At 66.7% G+C, this 18,991-nt stretch carries 14 protein-coding genes and 1 pseudogene; 8 read left to right on the top strand and 7 right to left on the bottom strand.

Annotation, left to right across the window (positions count from 1 at the left end; all coding sequences use genetic code 11):
• Positions 1-487: 487 nt before the first annotated feature.
• Entirely contained in the window at positions 488-1,270 is a 783-nt protein-coding gene (locus ON40_RS38180; protein WP_063713175.1) for a tyrosine-protein phosphatase, read from the top strand.
• A gap of 685 nt (positions 1,271-1,955) precedes the next feature.
• On the top strand, positions 1,956-2,684 hold the full coding sequence (locus tag ON40_RS38185; protein WP_051194221.1) for a class I SAM-dependent methyltransferase: 729 nt from the start codon (positions 1,956-1,958) through the stop codon (positions 2,682-2,684).
• Positions 2,685-2,772: 88 nt separating this feature from the next.
• Here the strand turns inward: ON40_RS38185 and ON40_RS38190 are convergent, their stop codons facing one another.
• From ON40_RS38190 to ON40_RS38205, 4 genes are all read right to left on the bottom strand, one after another.
• Positions 2,773-4,362, bottom strand: coding sequence for a class I adenylate-forming enzyme family protein (locus ON40_RS38190; RefSeq protein ID WP_218008941.1), 1,590 nt, complete (start codon positions 4,360-4,362; stop codon positions 2,773-2,775).
• 105 nt (positions 4,363-4,467) lie between these two features.
• A complete protein-coding gene (locus tag ON40_RS38195; protein ID WP_051194211.1) occupies positions 4,468-6,084 on the bottom strand; it encodes an AMP-dependent synthetase/ligase in 1,617 nt (538 codons plus the stop codon).
• Positions 6,081-7,289 carry a CaiB/BaiF CoA transferase family protein gene (locus ON40_RS38200; protein WP_040830287.1) on the bottom strand — a complete coding sequence of 403 codons (1,209 nt, stop codon included), beginning with the start codon at positions 7,287-7,289 and terminating at the stop codon, positions 6,081-6,083. Before ON40_RS38200 ends, ON40_RS38195 begins: the two co-directional genes overlap by 4 nt.
• 445 nt (positions 7,290-7,734) lie before the next feature.
• Positions 7,735-8,979, bottom strand: a complete 1,245-nt coding sequence (locus tag ON40_RS38205) for an amidohydrolase (protein WP_040830288.1) — start codon at positions 8,977-8,979, stop codon at positions 7,735-7,737.
• A 461-nt stretch (positions 8,980-9,440) separates the two neighbouring features.
• Between ON40_RS38205 and ON40_RS38210 the strand changes: the two are divergent.
• A pseudogene (locus tag ON40_RS38210) lies at positions 9,441-10,305 on the top strand (aldehyde dehydrogenase family protein).
• A 102-nt stretch (positions 10,306-10,407) separates the two neighbouring features.
• Here the strand turns inward: ON40_RS38210 and ON40_RS38215 are convergent.
• On the bottom strand, positions 10,408-11,109 hold the full coding sequence (locus tag ON40_RS38215; protein WP_040830290.1) for a DUF8020 domain-containing protein: 702 nt from the start codon (positions 11,107-11,109) through the stop codon (positions 10,408-10,410).
• Positions 11,110-11,617: 508 nt separating this feature from the next.
• Here ON40_RS38215 and ON40_RS38220 point away from each other — a divergent pair.
• Genes ON40_RS38220 through ON40_RS38235 form a run of 4 tightly spaced genes read left to right on the top strand, consistent with a single transcriptional unit; the run spans position 11,618 to position 16,073 of the window.
• Complete coding sequence (locus ON40_RS38220) at positions 11,618-12,538, top strand: LLM class flavin-dependent oxidoreductase (RefSeq protein ID WP_040830327.1); 921 nt, start codon at positions 11,618-11,620, stop codon at positions 12,536-12,538.
• Positions 12,539-12,553: 15 nt separating this feature from the next.
• The gene (locus tag ON40_RS38225; protein ID WP_083896230.1) at positions 12,554-14,368 is read left to right on the top strand and encodes a PucR family transcriptional regulator; all 1,815 of its coding nucleotides are present in this window, start codon (positions 12,554-12,556) and stop codon (positions 14,366-14,368) included.
• Positions 14,365-15,081: an SDR family oxidoreductase gene (locus ON40_RS38230; RefSeq protein WP_040830291.1), complete on the top strand. Its 717-nt coding sequence runs from the start codon at positions 14,365-14,367 to the stop codon at positions 15,079-15,081. The genes ON40_RS38225 and ON40_RS38230 overlap by 4 nt, the downstream gene beginning before the upstream one ends.
• Complete coding sequence (locus ON40_RS38235; protein WP_040830292.1) at positions 15,081-16,073, top strand: NADPH:quinone oxidoreductase family protein; 993 nt, start codon at positions 15,081-15,083, stop codon at positions 16,071-16,073. The genes ON40_RS38230 and ON40_RS38235 overlap by 1 nt, the downstream gene beginning before the upstream one ends.
• Positions 16,074-16,299: 226 nt before the next feature.
• On the opposite strand, the gene ON40_RS38240 is transcribed toward ON40_RS38235, so the two are convergent.
• A complete protein-coding gene (locus ON40_RS38240; RefSeq protein WP_040830329.1) occupies positions 16,300-17,088 on the bottom strand; it encodes an SDR family NAD(P)-dependent oxidoreductase in 789 nt (262 codons plus the stop codon).
• Positions 17,089-17,211: 123 nt separating this feature from the next.
• Here ON40_RS38240 and ON40_RS38245 point away from each other — a divergent pair, with 123 nt between their 5' ends.
• Positions 17,212-18,279 carry a phosphotransferase family protein gene (locus tag ON40_RS38245; protein WP_040830330.1) on the top strand — a complete coding sequence of 356 codons (1,068 nt, stop codon included), beginning with the start codon at positions 17,212-17,214 and terminating at the stop codon, positions 18,277-18,279.
• Between the two features lie 173 nt (positions 18,280-18,452).
• Here ON40_RS38245 and ON40_RS38250 read toward each other — a convergent pair whose 3' ends face one another.
• The gene (locus ON40_RS38250; RefSeq protein WP_040830293.1) at positions 18,453-18,905 is read right to left on the bottom strand and encodes a MaoC family dehydratase; all 453 of its coding nucleotides are present in this window, start codon (positions 18,903-18,905) and stop codon (positions 18,453-18,455) included.
• Positions 18,906-18,991: the final 86 nt, after the last annotated feature.

The raw sequence follows: 18,991 nt of genomic DNA on the forward strand, positions 1-18,991 counted from the left end.
TAACTGAGGATGAATCACACGGTCACGACAGACAGCGTGTGCGTTGCTAACCCGTGAACCACCGCCGGGCTCACCCCTGGGCGTCAGCTCTTCGGTGTCGATACCACCGGAGATTCCCGCCACCACGAGCCGAGTGACCAGGCGATCCGTGTGCGACACTGCCGATTCCGGCCGCTCGCCCGGAAAGCCGGGAACTGGATACACCCCCTGCCGACGCGGTACTCGTTGCGCGCCTTCACAAACAACCCTGATGCGCGACCCGACGCACCGCCGCCGAGCATACCACCCGCGATGGCGTGGACCGGGTCGAAATCGGCGATCGCATCGCCGAGCCGATCTTGCCTCCATTTCTGTTGTGGCGCAGTGAGCTCGGGCCACCGGGTCGACCGAGACAGGGCCGCGCGAGGTGTGGTCCGGACGCCGCGGTCGCGGTTCAATATCATCGAGAGCGAGAAGCCGCCGATGCACTGGACGAAACCGGAAGCCGATGACAAACGATGAGATGGCGGTCGCTGGCCGTGCCTTGCCCCTGCGCGGGGCGTGCAACGCTCGTGATCTGGGCGGACTGCGGACCGAGGACGGCCGCCGGGTGCGACGGCTGCACGTGCTGCGGTCGGACGCACTGACCGAATTGGACGACGGCGACGTCTCGTACCTGCTGCGGGACTGCGGACTGCAGAGCGTGATCGATCTGCGTGCGCCGACGGAGGCCGAGGCCGACGGGCGTGGGCCGGTGGCCGATTCGGTGCCCGTCTACCGCAACATCCACATCTTCGGAGCCGGTCGGCTACGCCTGGACCTGATGCAGGTGGCCGCCGACGGAACGATGTTCGATCGCTATCTCGAGTACCTCGAACACAGCCCCGCCAATATCGTCGAGGTCCTGGATCTGCTGGCCGAGGCGGGCAACCTGCCGGCCCTGGTGCACTGCGCCGCGGGCAAGGACCGCACCGGCGTGGTCGTGGCCCTCTTGCTGGGCGTCATCGGTGTCCGCGCCGACGATATCGTCGCGGACTACGCCGCGACCGGGGTGAACGTCGAGGCGTTGCGCGCCCGGGTGCAGCAGGCGCGTTCCGCCCGCGAGCGCAGCACCGATCTCGCCGAGGTGCCCGCCTGGGTCTTCGCCGCGGAAGCCGACACGATGCGAAAGTTGCTGGCGCACTTCGCTGTTGAACACGGCGGTCCGGCCGAGTGGGCGCGTCGGGCGGGATTGGGTCAGGCCGCCCGGCAGCGCCTCGTGGACAGCCTGCTCGAACCGGCGGACTCGTAGCTTCAACTCGTCAGCGGTAGCAGCCGGTACCGGAATCAGTACCTCGGATTGTTCCGTGCGAGGTCCTAGACTGGATCATGAATCGACAGTTTCGAACGTCGCGCAAACGGGACGGACGGCTGCAGCCTCGGCGCGTGCTCGGCGTGATGTCCTTGTCGGCATCCTCGCCTCGGCCTGGGCGGTCTCCCCCGTTGCGCACGCGACGTGCGAACGGCGACCCGTCGATCCCTCGAGGAGTTATCGCCCAGAACAGGAGGCCCCGATGTCCACCATCCACTTCAAGGAGACCACTAGTTCGACACCGGAACAGTTCGTGGCGGCGCTGACCGATTTCGGGCCGGGCCGCTCACAGGTGTTCGGCAACAGCGCCGACGAATATCTCGAGGTCCACGACCAGGGACAGCGTGATGCCGACGTCACCGAGGGATCACACGGCATCTGGGAACGCCTGCACTACGACTGGTCGAACCCGGACCGCGTCGTCATGACCACCACCGACTCGAACCTGTGGGGCGGCCACTCGGGTCACACCTACACCTTCACACGCCGACCCGACGGGATGACCGACGTGGACGTGGTCGTCGTGCGCGAGGGCAAGAACCTCAAGGGCCGGGTCCTGGGAGTCGTCGTCGGGACCGTCGGCAAACGCGTCCTGAAACAGGCCCTCGACAAGACCGTGAAAGCCATCGAGACCCGAGACGGTGACGGGGGACCAGCGGAAGGCACGACCACACCGGGCGAGTTCACCTTCGAGGGCGCCTACAAGGGCGACGCCGGACCGTTCTGGGATGCCAAGCCTCCCTGGAGCCTGGGCGAGCCGCAGCCGGAACTCAAAGCTATCATCGAGCAGGGCAAAATCCACGGCGACGTCCTCGATGTGGGGTGCGGCGAGGCAGCGATCTCCCTGTATCTGGCCGAACACGGTTACACGACGGTGGGATTGGACTCCGCCCCGACCGCCATCGAACTGGCCCGTGCCGAAGCGTCCCGGCGCGGACTGACCACCGCGTCGTACGAGGTCGCCGACATCGCCTCGTTCACCGGGTACGACGGCCGTTTCGGCACCATCGTCGACAGCACCCTGTTCCATTCGATCCCGGTGGACCAGCGCGAGGGATACCAGCAGTCGATCGTCCGCGCCGCCGCCCCCGGAGCGTCCTACTTCGTACTCGTGTTCGACCGCAAGGCCCTCCCCAATCCGCCCGCCGGTTTCGGCCCCAACCCCGTCACCGAAGCCGAACTGCGCGAAGTGGTCTCGAAGTACTGGGTGATCGACGAGATCAGCCCGGCACGCATCCACGGCAACAATCTCCCGAAGGACAAAGCGTTGCCGATCTCGTTCGAAGACGTCCGTGACGAGCCGGGCGGCCGCAGCTCGGTACCCGCCTGGTTGTTGCAGGCCCACCTGGGCTGAATCCGGTTGTCGCGCTGATGATTTCCTATCGCCGTGACTGAGGATCGGGTGGGCGGGGTCGGGAGCAGCGGGGTTCGGTCTCCGGCCGTCACGAAAGCAGTTCGCGCAGTTTGTATTTCATGATCTTCCCGCCGACGGTTTCCGGCATGCTGTCCACGACGACTACCTGTTTGGGAGCTTCGTGACCGGCCAACCGCGCACGGGAAAATTCCAGCAGCTCGTCGACGGAAGTTCCATCGGTTTGCCGCAGCGTGACCACGGCAACCACCCTTTCACCCCACTTCTCGTCCGGGAGGCCGATAACAGCGACCCGCTCGACCGCGGGATGCGTGGACAGCACACCTTCGACCCGCACACTGGAGATGTTCTCACCGCCGGATTTGACGATGTCTTTGTAACGGTCGACCATGATCTGCATACCGTCGTCGTCGTAGGTGCAGCTGTCGCCGGAATGGAACCATCCGCCCCGGAAAGCTTCTTCGGTGGCGGGAAGATCGTTGTAATATCCCGCAGTCAATACCGGGCTCCGATAGACCGCCTCCCCTGCTTCTCCGGGCCGGCCGCGCAGACTTTCCCCGTCGAAATCTACGATATTCGCCGCGAGCATCGGGTTCGGATGACCCACGTAGTTGACCCCGTTCATGGACTGCCGAAACTTTTCCGGTTCGCTGTCCGGCCAGAACCGATAACACGACATCGCCTCGGTCTGTCCGAATACCTCCAGCATCTTGACGTCGTCGCCGCACGCCGACCGCAGCCGCTCGCCGATATCCGGCCGGATGGCACCCCAGGAGAACATCACCACCGTCAAGCTGGTCAGGTCGAACCGCTCTTGCTCCAAGGCGATGTCGGCCAATTTCAGCACCCACGCGGGAGAGCCCGCCCACACTGCGGTGACGCGCTCCGCGGTCACGGCCTCGGCCAGGCCCACCGGATCCGGACGTCTACCCAGCACCATCGTTCCGCCGGAGATCAACGCAGGTAGGACGGTGGAATTGTGCCCGCAGTGGTACAGGATCGGCAGGAACGTACACATCGTCAGGTCGCGCTCGTTGTCGAGGCCGCGGGACAAGGACATCGCGTAGGCGAAGGCCGTTATGTAGGAGTAGGTGTGCGAGGTCATCGATGCCTTGGGCATCGAAGTGGTCCCGGAGGTGAAGACGAGGCTCCAGATATCGTCGGCGTGCAGTACTTCCTCGACCTCGGTCTCCGGCTTTCCGTCGATCCAGTCGGCAAATGAACGCGTGTCGGCAGGCACCGGGCCGCCGATCGGAATCGTCACGGTATTACGGATCCCGGCAGCAGCGAGCACTCCGCCGGCGCGAGACCTGAATTCCGCGTCGACCACGGCGAATTTGATGTCGACATGGTCGATGACCCAGATCAGTACATCGGGAGCCAGATTGGGATTGACCGGAACGCCAACAAGACCGGCCTTCGCGATGCCGAACAGCAACAGCACGGCCTCGACGGAGTTCTCGCAATACAGCAGCACGCGATCGCCACGCTCGAGCCCCTCATCCCGCAGCGCATGCGCGATTCGATTCGCGCAGGCATCCGCTTGCCGATAGCTGACTCGGGAGAATTCTTCGCTGCCGTACGCGCCCGTCCACCCGACCAGCGCGGTCTTATCGGGTTCACTCCACGTCACGCGTTCCAGGACATCCCCGACAACCATACGATTCCAGCGCTGGTCGGCACGACGCCCGTGCAAAGTTCTGACATCGAAATTCATTGCAACTCTTTTCGTCTGCCTACTTCTCGAAAGGCTACGAGCTCTGCCTCACGTGTACATCCGGTCGATCTCCGTCGCATACTTGTCGTCCACCGCGGACCGCCTGATTTTCATCGTCGCGGTCAACTCGTCCGACGCCGGTTGCCATTCCGCGGGCAGCAACACCCAGTTGCGAATCGTCTCGGCTTTGGCAAGAACCGTATTCGCCTCCGCTATCGCACGTTCGATCGCGGCGCGGACCTCCGGATGGCGCGTCAGCTCCGCGGCCGTCCCCGCCAGACCTCGGCTGCGCGCGAATGCGGCGAGGTTCTCCTCGTCCGGAACCAACAGGGCAGTCACATAGCGCCGCCCCTCGGCGATGGCCACCACCAGCGACAACAGATCGGTGCGGTTGATCACCTCCTGTTCGACGACCGTGGGAACCACGTTCTTTCCGGTCGCCGTCACCAGCACGTCCTTCTTGCGACCGATCAGGAACAGGTATCCGTCATCGTCGATTCGCCCGAGGTCGCCGGTGTGCAGCCAGCCCTGTTCGTCCAGCACTTCGGCGGTTCGCTCGGGGTCGCCGAGGTATCCGCTCATCACGTTCGAGCCCCGCACCAACAGCTCTCCGTCCGATGCGACCGCACCTTCACACGAGCCGAGAAAGACTCCGACCGACCCTTCCACGATTCGCTCGGGCGGGTTGACGGTGCACATGATCGCCTCGGACATTCCCCAGATGTTCGAGACCGGACTGCCCAGATCGGCGAAGAAGCGCAACAACTCCTGCGAGGACGGCGCCGTGGCGACGCCGCGATATTCGGTCTCGCCGAGACCCAGGGCAGCGATCACCTCCGGACCGCTGAGGTTCGGTTCGGCGGCCCGCAGGGCGCGAGCGCGGGCCGCGAGTTTCTCGTAAACCCTTGGGACGGCGAAGAATCGGGTCGGCCGCACGCTGATTATCCGGTCGTAGAGTACGGCCGCGTCGGGCACGCAGTAGATCGTCGACCCGGTCGCAAGCGCGAAGTAGTAACTCATGAACCGTTCGGCGATATGGGTCAGCGGCAGGTACGACAGCACTCTGCCCGCCCGACCCATCGGCGCGACGGCATCGGTACTGCGCAGGCTCGACACGATCGCGCGATGTGCCAGTTGCACGGCCTTCGGCGCTCCGGTGGTTCCGGATGTGAAGATCAGCGTGGCGATGTCCTCCGCGCTGGGCTGTGGCTGCTCGGCGCGACCAGTCACCTCGCCGGGCTCCGGAATATCCGTCGCACACACCACCCGCGCCACGGCCGACTCGCTCGCCAGGCTTCGGGCGGCGCCGAGGTGCTGTTCGTCCGCGATGAGTATCGGCGGCGACGCCACCGCCAGCAGACCGGTGACCCGCGCGGGCGCGTCACGCGGATCGATCGAGAACGGCACCCCTCCGGCGACCAGAACCGCCATGTCGACGATGTGGAACTCGGGACTGTTGTCCATCACCAGTGCGACTCGCTGCCCCCATTCGAGCCCCCAGGAACGCAGCCTGGCCGCAAGCGAATCCACTTGTTGCGCATACTGATTCCACGACATGCTGCCGCCCGGACCGATCAGGGCGGGCGCATCGCCACGATCCGCCACGGCAGCCCGGAACAAGGCGACAAGGGTGTCACCGGTATGGAGGTCATGCTCGTCACTCATCCTTCTGTACTGCTGGGCGATGGCGCACCGCGCCGCAGCGCTCCCGTCCCGAGGGCGGCGGCGACGGCGTGGGGCGGGACCCCCCACTCGGTCAACGCCGACAAGGTGTGCTCTCCGGGAACGGGTGGTCGCCGATCCACCTGCGCGGGAGTCCGGCTGAACCGCGGTGCGGGCGCGGGCTGCACGAACCCGTCGACCTCGACGAACGACGACCGAGCGAGGCTGTGTTCGTGGACCGCGGCTTCGGCGGCGTCCAGGACCGGTGCGATACACACCGATCGTCCGCGGGCGGCCGCCACCCATTCGTCCCTGGTCCGCTTCCTGACCGCATCGGCGAAGATCAGTTTCATCCTCGGCCACTGGGCACGATCGTTCTGGTCGGGCAGCTCGTCCCGGATGTCCAGGAGCTCGATCAGCTCCCGATAGAAATGCGGTTCCATCGCCGCCACCGAGAGCCATTTTCCGTCGGCGGTCTCGTAGGCGTCGTAGAAGGGCGCACCGCTGTCGACAATGTTGGTCCCGCGCTCGGCACTCCAGGTGTCGTTCTGCCGGAATCCGAAGAACGCCGTTCCCAGCAGTGCCGCGCCCTCCGCCATCGAAGCGTCGATCACCTGGCCGAGCCCGGATCGCTGACGTTCGACCAGCGCACCCAGCACACCCAACGCGAGCAACATGCCTCCCCCGCCGAAGTCACCGACGAGGCTCAGCGGCGGCGTTGGCGGCTGCCCCCGCCGACCGATCATCGACAGCACTCCGCTCAGCGCCACATAGTTGATGTCGTGTCCGACCTCCTGCGACATCGGACCGGATTGGCCGTATCCGGTCATCCTGCCGTAGACGAGCCCGGGGTTGCGGGCGGCACAATCCTCGGGGCCGAGGCCGAGCCGTTCGGTGACACCGGGGCGAAACCCCTCGATGAGGACGTCGGCACGGTCGATCAGTTGCAGGGCCATCTCGAGGCCGTCGGGCTGTTTGAGATCGATGGCGACCGATCGACGACCACGGTTGATGAGTTCTGCGCGGTGGTCGCTGTTGGGCCCCACCAGGCCGCCACCGGTCACGCGGTCCACGCGAACGACATCGGCGCCCAGGTCGGCGAGCAGCATCGCACAGAACGGCCCTGGTCCGATCCCGCCGAGTTCCACCACCCGAATACCTCGAAGCGGGCCGGTGAAGCCGGATTCGCCGGAGCCGTTGCTGTTCACGAGTCCTCCGTTCCTCGCCGAGCGGGCTGCGCGTAATCCGCTGCGACCCGACACGTCGATGCGATCAGATACTGAATAATTACAATGGTATGACCAGAAAGTCAACAGGGTCGGATGCGGTGGTCGCACCGACGAGGACGATGCGGTGACAATCGCAAACACTTCGGAATGCGGGCTGGGCGGCACGATCTGGACCGCCGACGCCGATCGGGGCGCCCGGGGGTTCTCCCCCGGGCGCGTAAGGCGAATGCCCGCCCACGTGTCGTCGGCGCGTTCGTGACGGCCCGACCATCTCATCCGGCCGCTCCGACGGACCCTGACCCCACCCCGACGCACGGCGCGGCCGAGCCCCATCGGCTGCAGCGCCGCCGTTGGATGAGGATGCGGCCGACGCATGCACTGCGACGCACCGATGTGTACTGAGTCACAGTAGATATGGATGACGCTACTGGGGACCTGCGCCGGTGCCAGCGAGCCAGGCCAGGGCGGCGGTGGTCAGGGCTTTGACGCCGGTGTCCAGGGTGGGTTGCAGAACGGGCGCGAAGAACGGGCTGTGATTGACCGGAATATCCTGGGCGACAGTGCCTTTCGAATTTGCTTCAGCGTAGCTCTGCGGGTCGGCGCCGCCGATTCCCCAGTAGGTGTACGGGACTCCGAATGCCCGGGGCAGATCGCTCATGTCCTCGCTGGCGGTCTGCAGATCGATGGTGTGCGCGTCGGTGCCGAAGTAGTCCGCGAACGCCCGGGCCACCTTGTCCGTCGGCGCCTCGTCGTTGATCGTGGGCGGAAAGGCTGCGATGCGCTCGATTTCGGGCTCTTTGGGCGATCGGGAGGCAGCGGCTTCGGCACGGACGATGCGTTCGACCGCATCGAGGACCTGTGTGCGGGTCGCGTCGTCGTACGTACGAATGTTCAACTGCAACACGGCGCGGTCGGGAATGACGTTCGGGCCGGTTCCGGAGGTGATGCTGCCGACGGTCAGCACTGCCGGAGTGGTCGCCGCGAGTTCACGCGACACCACCGTCTGCAAGCGCACCACGGCCATCGCGGCCATCACCACCGGATCGATCCCGGCCTGCGGCATGGAACCGTGCGCGCCCTGTCCGTGCAGGGTGATCTTCAGGCTGTCCGCGGCCGAGAGGAACGAGCCCGCGCGGGTGCCGACATACCCGGCCGGATACGGCAGAACATGTTGCGCGAGAACGATATCCGGGTGGGGGCAGGTGTCGGCCAGACCGTCGCGGACCATGGCGGTCGCACCGTCACCGTTCTCCTCGGAGGGCTGAAACAGCACCACCAGCGTCCCGCCCCAGGCATCGGTCGCCGCGGCCATCAGGCGCGCGAATCCGGCCATCGCCGCGACGTGGACGTCGTGCCCGCACGCGTGCATCACGCCCTCGGTCTCCGACGCGTACGGCAGCCCGGTCCTCTCGGTCACCGGGAGCGCGTCCATATCCGCACGCAACATCACCGTGGGCCCCTCGCCGTTGCGGAGCACACCGATCACGCCGGTACCGCCGATACCCTCGGTGACCGTGTACCCGGCCTCGTGCAGCGCGCCCGCTGCTTTACCGGCCGTGCGATGCTCCTGAAAACCGAGTTCGGGATGCCGGTGCAGGTCACGATAGAAGTCCTCGACCCAGTCACGAATCTTCTCGAGACCGCCCAGCACCGTCGCACTACTCGTCATGACCGATGTCCTTTCCTGATGCGGGTGGAGCCGGATGTCCTGCGGGTGGAGAGCGCACTCACGCCGGGCAGCGAGGCCAGCAAACCTTCAGTCTCGATTCACCTCTGGATCGAACACACTGAAAGATAGTCTAAATCGGCAGCACAACTGCCGCAGTCGACAACAAAGGCAGCAATCCAGCAATCACCCGAGGACGGCGCAGGCTGTTCGCTCGATTTCGCGCAAGACCGCACGGATCACGTGGCGGAGCCAGCCGACAGCGCAGGTCGGCACCGCCGATGCGCTGCCATCGGCCGAGTGTTCATGATTTGAACACAGCAGCACCTCGCCCCGCTTCTACGTTTGCTCTGTCGCCGAGATCGACACCGCGGCCGGGGATTCCGAGCCCTGCACCCCTCGGACCCGTGCCGACTTGCCAACGATCGCTTGTCCCGCAACAACTTCCAGGAGTCGACGAGACACTGTCCGCCCCCGAAACACTCACCTACAGCAGCTTGTTCATCGGCGGCGACTGGGTGAAGCCCAGCACGGACCGGGTGATCACCCCGATCGATGCGAGTACCGAGCAGCCGCTGGGCAGCGTCCCCGACGCCGCCGAGGCCGATGTGGACAGTGCCGTGGCCGCGGCGCGTGCCGCGTTCGACGCTCCGAACGGATGGTCCCGCTGGGAGCCCGCCCGCCGCGCGGAGATCATGCTCCGGCTTGCCGATGCCATCGATGCCCGCGCCGAGGAGTCCGTCGCTCGGGTCAGCGCGCAGAACGGCATGCCCGTCGCGGTGGCCCGGCAGCTCGAAATCGGTTATCCCAGTGCAGAATTGCGCTACTATGCGGGACTGGCCGAGGATCTGTCGCTCACCGAGACGCGTGAGGGACTCTTCGGCTCGACCTTGCTCAACAACGGTCAGACGTGCTTCCTGGGCACCCGGGTGCCGGCGCCGCGCAGCCGGTACGACGAAGTGGTCGACGCCTTCACTGCCCTGGCCGGGTCACTGACCGTCGGCGCGGCCGCGGACCCCACCACCCGGATCGGGCCGATGGCCACCGCAAGGCAGCGCGAACGTGTCGAGACCTACATCGCTCGGGGACGTAGTGAAGGCGCCCGCATCACGGTCGGCGGCGGTCGTCCGGCACATCTGGACCGTGGATGGTTCGTGGAGCCAACGGTATTCGCCGACGTCGACAACAGCGCCGTGGTCGCCCGGCGTCAACCGCTACATCCCCGATCCCGCCGCCCCCTTCGGCGGAGTCAAGGCCAGTGGCCTGGGCCGTGAACTCGGCCCGGAGGGGCTTGCCGGGTATCTGCAGTTTCAGACGATCTACCGCTGACCGGATTTCGCGAACCCGCGAATGGTCGCGCCCGATTCGAAAAATCGTCGGGCGCGACCATTCGGTCCGCAGATTTACGTCCGCAGTGGGTCGCCTATTCCCTTACTTTGCAGGGCTGGACGGGAATGGCTGGTTGATCGTGGTGAAGTATTGGATCGCCGCGATAACCACCGCCGGCGCGGTCACCAATAGTTGCCCGGCCAGAGTGCCCAGAGCGCCGACGGCGATGATGCCGCCCAGGCAGCCGATTGCGGCGGCGGGAATGAACGGCCCGAACATGCCGACAATGGTTGCCGCGGCGACGGTGGCACCGGCGATGCCGCCCAGCACACACCCGACCGCCCCGCCGGTGACGCCGCCGACGAGGGTGCCGACCGTCGCGCCGGTGGTGATGGTGGAGGCCAGCCGGTTCCACGCGGCCTGCTCACGGTCGTACGGGGTCTTCCACGGCGCCGAGTCCTCGAACGGCAACGCCACCGGCTTGTACACCGCATGCGCCAGATCGAACTGCGGAGTCAGCACGGCGGTCCGATCGTGGATGTCCGCGGCGATCGGGAACACGAAATCATCCACCCGGAAAGACAATTCGGTACCGGCCAGCACGGTGCCGTCGGCAGCCTTGATCTTGAATACGCCGTTGTCGTTGGTGAGCGATCCGGCATCGGTGGCGATGGTGGTCGCCTTCGCCGTCGTGGTGGCCTTGTAGTGCACCGCTGGGTCACCGGCCGCAGGCTGTGCGGCGGCCACTCCGGCCGGCAGCAGTGTTGCGGCGACCAGGGCCGCACCGATAATTGAATTCCTCATCTTATTTTTCTTTCTCGGGTGTTTCCGACGGGGAACAATGTGCCATCTTTCAGGCATGCAAAAACAAGCATGTCGATTGAATTTCGACGCTCTCGCCACTCACATCAACGACCGCCACAGGCGGCACAAATCGAATCGAATGGTGGATCAGGAACGGAAAAATCGGCAATAATCGGCCGATCCCGCATCGAATACCGGCTCAGGGTTCAACTGGATCATTCTCACGCAGCTTCTCGTTGACGATCATCTGCTCCACAGGCTAGGCCGGGCCGTCGCCGACCGGCACGGCGTCCCGGTGGCCGGGATCTCCGCGTAGGCGGGTGGTGTCGACACTGCCGCTGCAGCGCCGAGAGCGAGTGGAGTACGTCACAGTCGCACACTGTAGAATGGTCAGTCCATTCCGTCAAGCATGCCAATCGGGAGGCTCTACCGGCCCGTTCGCCACCCCCTTGCCACCGGACCGATTTTGGCCATATGGTCAGTCCATATGAGTTCGAAGGAGGCAACGGTGTCGCTTCGTATCGGCCTGTCGGCAACCGACGCACTGCTCGTCGCGGACCCGAAGGCACGCCGCGCACTACTGGACGCGGCCGCCGACGCGGGTCTGGATCACATCACCGTCGGCGATCACATCAGTTTTCACGGCGGAACCGGATTCGACGGTATGGTCTCGGCGACCTCGGTGCTGTCCACGCACGACACGATCTCGGTGGTCATCGGCGTCTATCTCCTCGGGTTACGACATCCCATGCTCGCGGCCCGCCAGATCGCGACGCTCGCGCAACTCGCGCCGGGTCGGCTGGTGCTGGGGGTGGGTGTCGGCGGCGAAGACCGTTCGGAGATAACGAATTCGGGCGTCGACCCGCGCACTCGCGGCCGCCGCATGGACGAGACGCTCACCCTGCTGCGCGCGCTGCTGGCCGGGGACGAGGTGACGCACAGCGGGGAATTCTGCACACTCGATCGCGCCCGAATCCTGCCCTCCCCCGATCCCGCCGTCCCGATCATCATCGGCGGCCGAGGCGAGGCGGCGATCGAGCGCACCGCCGCGCACGGTGACGGCTGGCTGGCCATCTTCGCCACCGCCAGTAGGTTCGCGCAGACACGGGAGAAGATCCTCGCCGCCGCGGCCGAACGGGGCAGGGCACCACACACTTTCGGGGTGAATGTCTGGTGCGGGCTGGACGAGGATCCGGCAACGGCCGATCGGCTCGTCGGCGAGCAGATGCAGGCGCTGTACCGGCTGCCCCGCGACAAGTTCCGTCATCTCGCCCCGGCGGGCACGCCCGAACAGGTCGCCGAATGGCTGTCGAGTTATGTCGAGGCGGGCGCGGACACCATCACCCTGATTCCGGCCGCACGCTCGCACGAGGCCGCCGTCGAATTCGTCGCACAGGTCCGCGCGCTGCTACTCGATTCGCTCGGCTGATCCGGAGAGCCACCGATGAGCGCCGCCATACTTCCGGCAACGGCCCGCATGCTCGCCGAATTGCTCACGCGCACAGCCGCCGCGACCGGGTTCCGCGCGGCACGGATCCTGCTCGCCACGGCCGCCACCGCGACCGACGGCTGTATCGCCCGCGCCGGTGTCGTCGTCGTGCGTCGCGACGATCCGCTCGTCCGGCTCGCCGAGGCCGCGACGGGCCCGGTGCCCTTTCCCGTCGCACAACTGTCCGACACCGCACTGGCCGGAATCGGTTCGGCCGCAGTGACGCTCCTGCTGCTGCCCTCGAATCCCGCTGCACCGCAACCGGTCCGCAATGCCGGTGAGGTCCGTGTACTTGCCCTCATCGACCCGCATCCCGGCGGCGAGCACCCCGTACCGGCGGCTGCCCGAATTCCGATCGAGTTGCTCGACTCCGCTGTCGACGCGGTGCTGGAGTCGGTGGCCGCCCGACATCGTCACGACGAACTCGAGCACGCCTGCCGCCTGGTCACGGCCAGAATCGACGCGGAGCACCGCTTGGACGCCGCCGACGGCGCCACCGACACGATGGCGGCCCTGGTGCGGCTCTGCGCGGAGATCAGCGGAAAACCCGTGCTGCTGTGCGATCCTCGCGGCCGGGTGGTCACCGCTGCGGGCTACGGCACGCGCGTCGCACTCCCCGATCCGGCCGCGATCCTGCGCGCACACGGCCCGGCACATCCACGCCGAGGTGTCCCCACCATGGTTCCCACTGGGCCGGACAGCACATTGACCAGGCGAAAGCTGTTGGCGCCCATAGTCGAGCGCGACAATCATTTCGGCTGGCTCGTGCTGGACGAGTATCCGGCCGGTTTCGCCGACCTCGACCAGTACATCCTCACCCGCACCGCCAGGCGGCTGGGCACGCAGTTCCTGGTGCAGCACCGGATCGCGCGGGTGGCGTGGAACGCGCGCTCCTCGCTCACCCGGCAACTGGTGCGCGGCTCCGGCGCGGCCGAGGATCTGGCCGCCAGCGGCGAATACCTCGGCGTCAATACCCAGGCCCGCCGGGCACTGGTCTACGTTCTTCGGCATCGCACAGACACCGGAGATCTGGAACGCGAACTGGCGCAACGGATGGAGCACCTGCTCGACGCCGAGGTGCTTTCCACCCGCGGGTCCGAGGGGATCCTGCTGCTGGTGGAGGCCGACGATGCGACTCCCCCGGCGGCCACCCTGACTCGGGTGAAAACTGCTCTGGCCCAGGCCGCCACGGAGCTGCGGGTCGATCCCGAACTCATCGCCGGGGTGTCCGGTGTGTGCGAACCGTCGGCGCTGGCGCGGGCCTACCGCGAGGCGCGGGAGGTGGCGCAGTGCATCGATCGGTTCAGCGAGCACGACCGGCACCGCATCCTCGCGGTCGACGATCTCGGCCCGGCCCGGTTGTTCCTGGCGAACGGGCCGGTCGGGGCGATCCACCAATTCGTCGAGGACACTCTCGGGCCGCTGCTGCGCGACGAGGCCGCCGGTCCCGAACTGCTCCGGACACTCGACTACTGGTTCGGAAACGGTCGCAGTGTCCGGGGCACCGCCGCCGAACTGGGCGTGCACGAGAACACGGTGCGCCTGCGACTGGCCAAGGTGCACACCATCACCGGGCTCGACGTCGCCGGTCATCCGGCCGACCAACTCAGCGTGCAATCCGCGCTGCTCGTGCAGCGCCTGCGCGGCAGCACCGCCGGCGCACATCCGCGCGCCACCGTGACGAGCGCGCACACCGGCAACGCAACAGATCGCCCGGCCGACGAACTCCTGGCAGCCGCGGCGGGCACGGAGGAACGGAGAACCGCGTGAGACAACTCAAGGCACTGGTGACCGGAGCCGGTCGGGAAGGCGGGATCGGCCGTGCCATCGCCGACCGGCTCGAATCCGACGGTATGGAAGTGGTCACGCTCGACCGCGAACCGGGCTGCACCTACCGCCTGGACATCGCCCACGACGAGCTGCCCGATCTCTCCGATATCGACGTCTATATCGGAAATGCAGGCATCACAACAACTTTCGGTGCAGCGCACACTATATCGCTGGAGAAGTGGCAGCGGGACATGGACATCAACCTGACCGGAACCTTCCGCGTCCTGCAACCCTGCCTCGCCGGCATGCGCGAGCGCGAATTCGGACGGATCGTCATCATCGCCAGCACCTCGTCACTGACCGGCATGCCCGCACAGGTCTCCTACAGCGCCTCCAAAGCGGGACTGCTGGGCATGGTGCGAACCGTTGCCGCAGAGAACGTTTCGCGCGGCATCACCGCCAATGCCGTACTTCCCGGGATGACCGCGAGCTCGGGCATCCTGTCGATGCCTCGCGACATCCAGGACGCCTGGCTCGATTCGCTGCCCAACGGTTTCGTGGACCCTGCCGATATCGCCGACGCGGTCGCGTTCCTGGCCAACCCGCGCGCCCGCAGCGTCACCGGACAGTTCCTCACCGTCGACTCCGGCGACGCACTCAACACCCGGACGGTCACCTCCTCGGTGGTCAAGACGCACGGAGCCCAACGCTGATGCGCGCGTTCGTATTACACGAGACCTCCGGCCCCGAAGCCGGGCGAATCGGGACACTGCCCGAACCCACCGGCGCACACGACTGGTCGGGCGGACGGCGGCTGCTGATCGAAGTGCACGCGACCGGAATCTCGTTCCCCGATCTCCTGCAGACTCGCGGCCAGTACCAGCACGCCGTCCCGACGCCTTACGCCCCGGGCGGCGAAGTGGCGGGCATCGTGCTCGAAGCGCCTGCCGATTCGCGCTTCGCTCCCGGTGACCGCGTATCGAGCCTCACGATCTGGGGCGGTATGGCCGAGCAGGCGCTCGGCTTGGAGCAGTACACCGTGAAACTGCCGCCGACAATGGATTTCGAGCGCGGCGCGGCGCTGATCCTCAACTATTCCACCGCATGGTTCGCGTTGTACCGGACCGACTTCACCGCCGGTGACACCGTCCTGGTGCACGGCGCGGCGGGCGGCGTCGGCACCGCTACCGTGCAGATCGCCGCAGCGCTGGGCGCACGGGTTCTCGCCGTGGTGTCCTCGGCGGAAAAAGAACAGGTGGCTCGGCAAGCCGGTGCCGCACATGTGCTGCGGTCCGGCGACGACTGGCTCACGGCGGTGCGTGCGGTGACCGATGGGCAAGGAGTGCGCATCGTGGTCGATCCGGTCGGCGGCGACCGGTTCACCGATTCGCTGCGGGCCTTGGATGTCGGCGGCAGGCTGGCCATCGTCGGATTCACGGCGGGCGAGATCCCGACGGTCAAGGTGAACCGGTTGCTGCTGCGGGATTTGGCCGTCGTCGGGGTCGCGCTCGCGCCGTACGTCGCACGGTATCCCGAAGTCGCCCTGCGGATGACCGATGAACTGGAGCAGCTCGCCGCTCGCGGCGAGATCGATCCGCTCGTCGGCGACGTCCTGCCGCTGACCGACGGCACCCGGGCATTGCGCATCCTCGAGGAGCGTTCAGCGCTGGGCAAGGTCGTCGTCCGCGTGCGGGATACCGAGTAGACCGGCGATCGCGGTCAGTCAGGGCGCCTCGCATATCGAGGCGCCCTGACTGACCGCGTCCGAGTTGGACGGCTTCGTGCGGACGAAGGGCGGTGAGACTGCGCCCGCCTGCCAGTGCGTGTGCGCGGTGTATCGCGGCCGACCAGCGGACGAGGGGCCACAGGGCACAGTGCCCCGATGCTCGGCTGCGAGCACCCACGCACCAAGGCATTGTGGGCTGTACTCGTTAGTTCACCAGTACTCCGCCGTCGACCGGCAAGCTCACCCCGGTGACGTAAGCGGCGGCATCGCTGGCCAGGAAAACCGCCACCGCGGCAACGTCTTCCGGGTCGCCGATGCGGCCGATCGGGATGCGCGCGGCGATGATCTTGCGCTTGTAGTTCTCGCTGTAGTGCGCCGTGGCCTCGGAGGGGAAGACGCCCGGCAGGATGGCGTTCACCCGAATTCCCTTGGGGCCCAATTGCGCTGCGAGATCTCTGGTCATGCCCAGCACGGCGGATTTACTGGCGCTGTAGGCGGCCGCGGGCATCTTGGCGGTGGTCAGCGCCATCACGCTGGAGATGTTCACGATCGAACCACCGGCCGGCATCTCCCGTACCGCGGCCTGGGTCATCCAGTAGGTGCCGTGCAGATTCACCTCGACCGTCGCGCGGAAGTGCTCAGGCGGATCGACGGCCACCTCGTGGTACTCCCCGCCGGTTCCGGCATTGTTGACCAGTACATCCACCCGGCCGAACCGTTCGAGCGCGGCGGCGATCACCCGATCGCAGTCCTCGATCCGGGTCACGTCACCCGCGACCGCGAGCACATTCGGGTTGTGCGCGCGCACCGCTTCGGCAGTGGCCGCGAGAGCCTCGGCGCGGCGGGCCACGATAACCACATCCGCGCCCGCCTGCGCCATCGCCAGCGCGTGGGCCACGCCCAGACCCGAGGACGCGCCGGTGACCACCGCGACCTTTCCGGCCAATGAGAAGCGTTCGGCCACAGTATGTCCGGAGGATTCGTTCGCTGTCATGGGCGAGCTGTACCACGTGCCCAGCGAGTGCTGGAACAGCACGATCCGGCGGCACTGTGGATACCTCCACCGCCTCCGATGCAGGTCCTTGTCCCGCCGACCGCGCTGATCGACAGTGACGCCGTGACAGATTTCGATGTGCGATCCCTGACCGCCCGCGCGAGTGCGGAAGCCGGACGCCGCTGGCCCGGGGCCTACGTCTCGGACCCGGAGCCGCTGCCCGGCGGGGTATCGAGCCTGACCTACCGCGCACTGCTGCACCGGCCGAGCAATGCGGATCTGCCGATCGTGGTCAAGATGGCTCCGCCCGGCCTGACAGCGGTCCGCAATCGGGACGTCCTGCGGCAGGCGCGCATCCTGCGCGCTCTGAGTGCGGCCGAGGGAGTTCCGGTGCCGGAGATCGTCTTCGAGGATCCCGGCGATCCGGACGACCTCGACACTCCCCCGATGTTTGCGATGACGCTGGTTCCGGGACAGTCCTACGAACCGCTGCTGGACGTCGCCGCGAGTCCGCCGACCGCGGCCGAGATCGGCATCCGCGCGGTGGCCGCGGCCCGCGCACTGGCCCACATGCAGAACATCGATCCGGCTGCGCTCGTCGCCGACACCGAGACGCCCGTCCGGCTGGCGGACGAGTTGGATCGGTGGCAGCGACTGCTCGGCACTGTCGAGGACGACATCGCGCCCGGCCACGCGGATCTGCACGCCGCACTGGTGCGTCGGATGCCACGGCCCGTGCCGCCGACGCTGGTGCACGGCGACTACCGGCTCGCCAACATGCTGTTCGCAGGGGATGCACTGACCGCGATCATCGATTGGGAGATCTGGTCGATCGGCGATCCGCGCGCCGATCTGGCGTGGCTGCTCATGCACACCGACCCGGTGCACCGGTTCCGCATCACCCGCCCGGACGCCGATATCGTTGCGGGACAAGGCATGCCGAGTGCCGAGGTCTTGCTGGCCGCCTATCGGGAAATCCGCGCGGCCCCGATGCCCGACATCGACTGGTTCCTTGCCTACTGCCTCTACAAGACCGCCTCCACGCTCGCGGTGCTGATCAAGCGCAACCGCAGACGGCCCGATCCCGACCCCACACTCGAGGTGGCAGCGAGCAGCCTGGCCGAGGTAATCGCACGCGGCCGGGACATCCTGGCGGGGGCCGAACAACAATCACTGCCCGCGCGGCAGTGACGACCCGAGCGCTCCGGCGAGCGACGGTGGCTCGAGGCCCGTCCGACACCGATCATCACAGGGCCGGGGTGGTGATCACCGCCTCGGCCCCCTTCGATCCGCACCTCGGCGCACCGGAGACCGGACGACAAGCCGCTGGATTACCCAGTGCCGCAAATTATTTCGTGACTCGGTCAGTGGAAATACGCGACGATCGAGTCAGCGACGCACGCCGGTGTGGACTCGCCCTCGATCTCGAACGTCTCGCGGATCGTGCACCGCATCCCGCCCTCGATCGGCCGGGCCTCGACGAGCGTCGCGATCATCCGCACTCGCGCACCGGTCTTGACCGGACTGAGGAACCGCACCTTCTCGAAACCGTAGTTCAAGCCCAGGGAATGCCCGGTCAGCTCGTAGAGCTCGTAGAGGAACTTCGGTCCCAGCGACAGTGTGTACAGACCGTGCGCGATGGTTCCGCCGAGCCCGGCCCGACGCCCACGCTCCGGGTCGAGGTGGATGTCCTCGAAATCGTCGGTGGCGTGGGCGAACGCGGTGATCCGCTCCTGGGTGATCTCGTGCCACTCGCTGGTGCCGAGCTCGGAGCCCACCCGCGCGACCAGTTCATCGATACCGTTCAACGTCAGCATGAGCGCAGGCAACCATGCCGCACACCGGGCGTCACGCCGATGCCGGACCGCCACTGGAGCAATCGACAGTGCCGCCGCGGCGGCCG

It is taken from the genome of Nocardia jiangxiensis NBRC 101359, assembly GCF_000308615.1.
GTDB classification, from domain to species: Bacteria; Actinomycetota; Actinomycetes; order Mycobacteriales; family Mycobacteriaceae; genus Nocardia; species Nocardia jiangxiensis.

Coding starts and splice junctions, on each gene's coding strand:
- ON40_RS38190 (WP_218008941.1), bottom strand. CDS start 4,362: ATGGTTGTCGGGGATGTCCTGGAACGCGTGACGTGGAGTGAACCCGAT.
- ON40_RS38225 (WP_083896230.1), top strand. CDS start 12,554: ATGAGCGCCGCCATACTTCCGGCAACGGCCCGCATGCTCGCCGAATTG.
- ON40_RS38250 (WP_040830293.1), bottom strand. CDS start 18,905: ATGCTGACGTTGAACGGTATCGATGAACTGGTCGCGCGGGTGGGCTCC.
- ON40_RS38240 (WP_040830329.1), bottom strand. CDS start 17,088: ATGACAGCGAACGAATCCTCCGGACATACTGTGGCCGAACGCTTCTCA.
- ON40_RS38180 (WP_063713175.1), top strand. CDS start 488: ATGACAAACGATGAGATGGCGGTCGCTGGCCGTGCCTTGCCCCTGCGC.
- ON40_RS38235 (WP_040830292.1), top strand. CDS start 15,081: ATGCGCGCGTTCGTATTACACGAGACCTCCGGCCCCGAAGCCGGGCGA.
- ON40_RS38215 (WP_040830290.1), bottom strand. CDS start 11,109: ATGAGGAATTCAATTATCGGTGCGGCCCTGGTCGCCGCAACACTGCTG.
- ON40_RS38195 (WP_051194211.1), bottom strand. CDS start 6,084: ATGAGTGACGAGCATGACCTCCATACCGGTGACACCCTTGTCGCCTTG.
- ON40_RS38205 (WP_040830288.1), bottom strand. CDS start 8,979: ATGACGAGTAGTGCGACGGTGCTGGGCGGTCTCGAGAAGATTCGTGAC.